This is a genomic window from Algoriphagus sp., assembly GCF_024642405.1.
GTDB lineage: Bacteria > Bacteroidota > Bacteroidia > Cytophagales > Cyclobacteriaceae > Algoriphagus.
This window is the reverse complement of sequence record NZ_JAHEBC010000274.1, coordinates 1-5,202: the sequence shown is the minus strand read 5'-3', so window position 1 is coordinate 5,202 and position 5,202 is coordinate 1. Positions and strand designations below refer to the sequence as shown.

Here is a 5,202-nt window from a genome sequence, read left to right as displayed (position 1 = left end):
TATTCACTTTTGATTTTTAACTAAACCAACCATGAAAAAACTACTTTATTTAGCTGCATTTGCAAGTTTAATCGCTTGTGGAGAAAAAACTTCCGAAACTGATTCAGCAACCTCCTTTGAGTTCAGCTATGAAACGGACACCGTGATGGTTGATCCGGGCGACCATTTCTTTTTTTTAAACTGGGGATTAGGAACCTCTGACTTGACTCAGGATAGAAAACTGCTTTATAATCTCAATCCTCAAACTCTGTTATTGGAGGTGGTAGATATGGAGGCATTGGCACTTAAAGAAACCATTCAACTGGAAAAAGAAGGGCCTAATGGGATAGGAGGAGGGTTTATCTCCAAGCTTCAGGTAATCGGAAATGGAAACCTGATGCTTTTTGATTTCAATAAAATTGTTGAAATCAGCCCGAAAGGGGAGTTGATAAAAAAGTATGAATTCGATAAAAACACTTTGACTGGTTACGAATTCGGTGAAACTGATGTCGTCAGTTACATGGGGGTATTTTCAACGGATGGGAAAACCTATGTTGGGGAGATGGAAGATGAAAGCTTTAGAGAACCTGCCAAAGGACTGGCAGTGGTAGATATTGAAAAAATGCAGGTGAACTTCATTCCAACAGACGCTATTTCTAAACTGGATGAATTTCGAATCATGCTGGAAATGGATGGAAACGCCATGATGTCTACAGGTGAATCCTCTTATTTGAAGTTTATCAATGGACAGTTGGTGCTCAGTAACACAGCCTTTAATGAGGTCTTTTTATATGACACTTCTACGGATAGTTTACAGCATCAGACTTTCAAAGCCAGTCTCACAGGAAATGAACGGATCAAAAACTTTCCCACTCAGGTCGATTCCCGAGAAGCACTTTTTGAATCCTCTAAAGAAAAAATGAAGCAGGTCAAATTTGGGCCATTGTACTTCCAAAATGAAGAAAATCTTATTTGGAGAATCAGTACCGATATGGATCGGATGATCGCGGATTCGGTGGTAACAAAGAATGTGGTGACATTTTTTGATACGGACTATAACATGCTTAAGGAGCAGATCTTAGAGAATATCACCAGTTCGGGCACTCGATTTTTCAAAGACGGAATGCTGTATAGTTTCCTAAATGTAGATGATGAATTAGCTTTTGTGAGGTTGAAACCTAGGATTTCACGTGATTGAATATGAACTTCTTTATATAATGTAGAGATTTCTCCTTGCAGTCGAAATGACCCAAGCAGATTCCGTCTCGCTGCAAACTGAGACTGCCTACTGATTACTTTTTTAGCGGAATGTCACAGGGTTTATTTAAGGAATCAGCTCTGAGATTTCTCCTTCCAGTCGAAATGACAAAAACGCAATTCTAACTCAAAGCAAATTGAATACTTTTTTCAACAAACACATTTTGGAATAATAAACTTAGAATCTTATTTCCCCGCTGATTTTCGCTGATAAAAGGCGCTGATTTTCACTGATTTTCCTCTGCGAATATCTGCGTGATTTTTGAGCGGACATCTGCGGGATCAAACTATCGGAGATTTCTCCCTGAGGTCGAAATGACACTAATGAAATTCACTTAAGAACTCAAGACTACTGATTACTGAGACTGGGAACTGAATACTTTTTTCATCTAATACCTTCAGAATACCCTGTGAATCTGATTTCCCCGCTGATTCCCACGGATAAAAGGCGCTGATTTACTTCTGCGTGTATCTGCGTTTTTTTCAGCGGAAATCTGCGGGATTTATCAGCGTACATCTGCGGGAATTAAAATATGATCAGGCTAGAGATTTCTCCCTGCGGTCGAAATGACACAAACGAATTTCATTTTAGAATTTAGACTTCTTACTTTCCTTTTTCGAAAACTGAACACTGAGACTGCAAACTGAATACTTTTTTCCACTTCTAACTTCTGACCTCCTAATCCAGTCTCGGTAAACTCAGTTTATACTTCATTGAAATTAACCGAATACTGATCACCAAAGACATGGAAATCAATAGATTATAATCTCTTTCTACTTCAAAATAATTCAATACAACATACAAAACCGCACCTGCCAGACAGGCAGAAGCATAGACTTCTTTTCGGAAAAGTATTGGAATTTCATTCGTCAATGTATCCCGGATCACTCCTCCCATTACAGCAGAAAACATTCCCATGATCGCTGCAATCTCTGGCCTGACTCCCAAACTCAAGGCTTTTTCTACCCCCAAAACAGTAAAGAAGCCAATCCCAAGCGTATCAAATAAAAAGAAGGTCTTCCTGAGTCTGCTCAAGAAGTTTGGAAAAATAAACGCCGTCAAGACACCAGCCAGAATAGCATACAAAAATTTTACGTCCCCAATCCAAACCAGCGGGTAACTGTCCAACAAGATATCCCTCAAAGTTCCTCCACCGATGGCGGTAATAAACCCGGTAAAGCCCGCTCCAAACATATCATGTTCCCGTTCCCGGATCGCTAAAGCTCCGGAGATGGCGAATACAAATGTTCCGACAAGCTCTAATCCGTATTGTAAATCCATGGAGTTTAAATTGAATTCTTTAAATGCTTCATAATTTGAACGATAACTAATTTTTTTCATCTCGACCTCCTCGATTCCTATCGGGAGGGAGAGATCTCCTCAATAATAATTGGGATTTCTCCTTCCGCAGGCTACAGTCGAAATGACTGAATATTCAATTTTTGTATATAATCAAAGCTTTACGTCTTGGGGGGATCAAAACAATCCTTTTTTCCTCATTACAAAAACTCCCATTTCACGCTGACCGAGTACCAAAACTGTCTTGGGATTTTCAATAAACTCCAATCCTAAGTCCTGAAACTTATCCAAATGTTTTTCCTGCAACACAAAACGCTCTGATCCATCAGGAAGCAAATACCTGCTGCCTCCCAAAGATTCGGACTGCTCTAATATCCCTCCGAAACCAGTACACATTCGAAACCATAAAACTCCCCCTGGTTTCAGCACCCGAAGCATTTCCTGCATCATGTGCCAGAAATGATCCTCATCCTTTGCAAAATGCAGCACAGCCATACAGATCACGGCATCAAAAGCTTCCTTATGAAATGGAATTTCTTCCATCGTGCCCACTTGAAATCGATGTGCGTCATAATTAGGATTCAGACTTTTGGCCATATATCGACAATATTGAATCGCGGTTTCGTTTTGATCGAATCCAAAAACCTGATGCCCTGAATTGATGAAATAAACGGCATTCCTGCCTTCTCCGCAACCTGCGTCTAGGATTTTCATGTCCTTATTGAATCTGCCTTTCAAAATCTGATCAAACAGATAGACATCGATATTTCCTAATAATTTATTGAGTTCCGTGTATTCCATTTTCCCATTTGTTTAAGGCTATAATTGCTTTTTGTCTTCCTATTTCTATTAATTCTGCTGCCCGGTGAAATTCTAATGTTCCTGCTTGATTTCTGGCAATCCGAATATTCACATCCACTGGATATTTTTCTATCAATAAACTGCAAAACCGATCTTGAAGTAGATCAAATGACCGGGTCATTAAATTGATGGAACTTAAGGAGCTTGATTTTTCTACTTTTTCTTGTTCAGGAAAATACTGCCTCATCTTATTCCTATATTCTCTGAGCCATCCAGGCATGGAAATAAAACGGTGTCCTTCTGAATCTTTTTTGGGAGGAGTGATCAATTCAGTGTCTGGCCCATTTAATCCTACTACAACTACTTGATGTTCATGCGGTCTTTTCAAAAGTGAAATAGGAACAGGATTCAAAACTCCTCCATCAATCAATTCATGTCTGTGATGTCTTGCAGGTTGGAAAACCGTAGGAATACTTCCGGAAGCCCGAATCGCGGCATATAGACTCCCTTCTCTAAATACTACTTCTTCCCCAGTTTTATAATCCACAGCATTACAAACAAATGGAATTTTAAAATCTTCGATTTGGCAGTCTTTTACTACTTTCTTTAATGCAGTATAAACTTTCTCTCCTTTGATAAATCCACGGCTAGAAAAGGTAAAGTCCATCAAGGAAAACACATCCACCCGATCCAAGTGGCAGATCCAATCTTTAAATTCCTCCAGTTTCCCCGCAGCATACATTCCTCCCACCAAAGCTCCCGCAGAGCAGCCGGCGATTTCAGCAATATGATACCCTCTTTTTTCCAATTCCTCAATCACTCCTACATGCGCTAATCCCCTTGCTCCACCGCTACTCAAAACCAAAGACACCGATTTCCTATTTGACATTTTTTTCAAGGAATAATAAAGTAAATTGAACCCGAAAATCTTAAACGAAAGTACGCATTATGAGCCAATTTAAACCCTTTCACCTGGCTTTCCCGATCAGGGATATTGAAGAGACCAGATTATTTTATGGAGATTTACTCGGTTGTGACATCGGAAGAAGTACCGACAAATGGATTGATTTCAATTTCTTTGGTCATCAGCTTTCTGCTCACATCAAGCCTGAGGAACTTGCCCTTGCCCAAACCAATGCAGTAGACGGTAAAAATGTGCCAGTTAGGCACTTCGGAGCGATTTTACCTTGGAAAGAATGGCATGAATTAGCAGATAAATTGAAAGCACATGGAATCGAATTTGTGATCGAGCCATACATCCGATTCAAAGGTGAGGTAGGAGAACAAGCCACCATGTTTTTCTTGGATCCTTGCGGAAATGCCTTAGAATTCAAATCCTTTCAGGACGAATCTCAGATTTTCGCAAAGTAAAGCCCTCAGTTTTGGAGACTTTTTCATTAAACACCAAGATCGATCGACAAATTATTCACCAAGGGAAAACCTACCACTATTTCAGCGGTACTTCTTACCTAGGGATTGACTTAGTGCCTGAATTTCAAGAGCAGCTAATTCTAGGAATGGAGCAATACGGCTTGAATCATGGATTAAGTAGAATCAATAATGTTCAGTTGGAGATTTATGATCAGTTCGAGCAGCACTTTGCAAAGCAAGCAGAAGCGGAAGCATCACTTTGTCTGAGCAGTGGCTATTTATCCGGAATCGCTGCGCTGCATTATTTAAGCGAAGGTGTTGACCAGGTCTGGGTGGCTCCAGATACACATCCAGCAATTCTACCTGTTGCTTTTAAACCAGATGCCAAACAGAGTTTTGAAAATTGGAAAAATAACTGCTTAAAAACATCCAGAAAAATCAATGCTCAGAAGATTCTGATTCTGGGAAATGCTGTCAATCCGATGATTCCGGAA

At 39.9% G+C, this 5,202-nt stretch carries 5 protein-coding genes and 1 pseudogene; 3 read left to right on the top strand and 3 right to left on the bottom strand.

Annotation, left to right across the window (positions count from 1 at the left end; all coding sequences use genetic code 11):
- The first annotated feature begins 31 nt into the window (after positions 1-31).
- Positions 32-1,177, top strand: a complete 1,146-nt coding sequence (locus Q0L68_RS15945; RefSeq protein ID WP_296705117.1) for a DUF4221 domain-containing protein — start codon at positions 32-34, stop codon at positions 1,175-1,177.
- Positions 1,178-1,915: 738 nt separating this feature from the next.
- On the opposite strand, the gene Q0L68_RS15940 is transcribed toward Q0L68_RS15945, so the two are convergent.
- The 3 genes from Q0L68_RS15940 to Q0L68_RS15930 form a co-directional block, all read right to left on the bottom strand.
- Positions 1,916-2,518, bottom strand: a complete 603-nt coding sequence (locus Q0L68_RS15940; RefSeq protein WP_296705118.1) for a trimeric intracellular cation channel family protein — start codon at positions 2,516-2,518, stop codon at positions 1,916-1,918.
- A 195-nt stretch (positions 2,519-2,713) separates the two neighbouring features.
- Positions 2,714-3,337, bottom strand: coding sequence for a bifunctional 2-polyprenyl-6-hydroxyphenol methylase/3-demethylubiquinol 3-O-methyltransferase UbiG (locus Q0L68_RS15935; RefSeq protein ID WP_296705116.1), 624 nt, complete (start codon positions 3,335-3,337; stop codon positions 2,714-2,716).
- Positions 3,315-4,226: a patatin-like phospholipase family protein gene (locus tag Q0L68_RS15930; protein ID WP_296705114.1), complete on the bottom strand. Its 912-nt coding sequence runs from the start codon at positions 4,224-4,226 to the stop codon at positions 3,315-3,317. The genes Q0L68_RS15935 and Q0L68_RS15930 overlap by 23 nt, the downstream gene beginning before the upstream one ends.
- 59 nt (positions 4,227-4,285) lie before the next feature.
- On the opposite strand from Q0L68_RS15930, the gene Q0L68_RS15925 reads away from it, so the two are divergent.
- Positions 4,286-4,708: a VOC family protein gene (locus tag Q0L68_RS15925; RefSeq protein ID WP_296705112.1), complete on the top strand. Its 423-nt coding sequence runs from the start codon at positions 4,286-4,288 to the stop codon at positions 4,706-4,708.
- An 11-nt stretch (positions 4,709-4,719) separates the two neighbouring features.
- Positions 4,720-5,202: pseudogene (locus tag Q0L68_RS15920) on the top strand (pyridoxal phosphate-dependent aminotransferase family protein); the annotation flags it as partial.